The sequence below is a fragment of the Petralouisia muris genome, assembly GCF_004793545.1.
In the GTDB taxonomy this organism is placed as follows: domain Bacteria; phylum Bacillota; class Clostridia; order Lachnospirales; family Lachnospiraceae; genus Petralouisia; species Petralouisia muris.
The window spans coordinates 1-1,207 of the sequence record NZ_SRYA01000213.1 but is presented as its reverse complement, the minus strand read 5'-3'; the positions used below and the strand labels follow the sequence as shown (position 1 = coordinate 1,207).

General features: G+C 50.9%; 1 protein-coding gene. It reads right to left on the bottom strand.

Going from position 1 to position 1,207, the window contains the following annotated elements:
• Positions 1–1,126 (bottom strand): recombinase family protein (locus E5329_RS29115; protein WP_135992576.1); only part of this gene is annotated, 1,126 nt, incomplete at its 3' end.
• Between the last annotated feature and the right edge of the window lie 81 nt (positions 1,127–1,207).

The window sequence follows — 1,207 nt, the reverse complement described above, 5'->3', positions numbered from 1 at the left end:
CATACCCCAAAACCTCGGAAGTCTTAGCGATGAGTATGTCTTCCGGAATCCGCTGCGACGGGCATTCGGATTTTCCATAAACATGGAAAGTGGAACATACCCATTGTGGTTTCTTGGTGTACTTCTTATCCGAAGCGGTTAGCTTACGGGAAAAATGCCTGCCGCAAAAGCCACAGCGGATCATTCCCGTGAATAAATATGGGGAAGCGGGCCTTGCCGTATGCGGGCGTGAGTATTCTGCCGCCCGCCGCTCCAGCTCATTCTGCACCCTCTGGAAAGTTTCCCTGTCGATGATGGCTTCATGGCTGTCTTCCACATAATACATGGGCAGTTCGCCGTAGTTTATCATCTTCTTTTTGGTGATATGGTCGGATCTGTAGGTTTTCTGGAGCAGCAGATTGCCGGTATAGGTTTCCCGCTGCAGGATGCCACGGATGGTGCTCTTGCTCCATAAATTCCCCCACCTGGTTGGGACGCCCTCCCGGTTCAGCTTCTTAGCAATGGGTGCGATGCCCATGCCGCTGAGAAAGTTGTTAAAGATTTGTTTTACAATCTCTGCTTCTTCCGGCACCACCTGCAGCATACCGTCCTTAAAACGGTATCCGAACAATCCGCCGCCCGTAGGAATTCCACGCTCGAAGTTCTTGCGGATGCGCCACTTGACGTTTTCCGAGGCGGATCGGCTTTCCTCCTGGGCAAAGGAAGCCAGCAGGGTCAGCATTAGTTCGCCGTCCGTGCTTAATGTGTGGATGTTTTCTTTCTCAAAAAATATGTCAATCTCCAACGCTTTAAGCTCACGGGCAGTCTCCAGCAGTGTCACCGTGTTGCGCGCTAACCGGGTAATGGATTTTACAATTACCATATCGATTTTCCCTGCCCGACAGTCGGAGAGCAGTTTTTGGAACTGTGGGCGGTTTTCTTTCGTGCCGGTCATTGCTTCATCGGCATAAATTCCGGCCAGTTCCCAGTCGCCCCGGCTTCCTATATAATTGTTGTAGTAGCTGATTTGGGCGGATAAGGAATGCAGCTGCGCGTCCTTGCCGGACGATACGCGCGCGTAGGCAGCGACACGTTTACGTTTGACGGGCTGCGTGTTTCTGCCCCCTATTTTTGTTATTTCTCTCATAATACCTCCGTTCCTGGCATCCCCTGTTACATCTATCACTCACATTGCCATAAAAAGCAAGTGTCGTTTTTAATAAAAGGG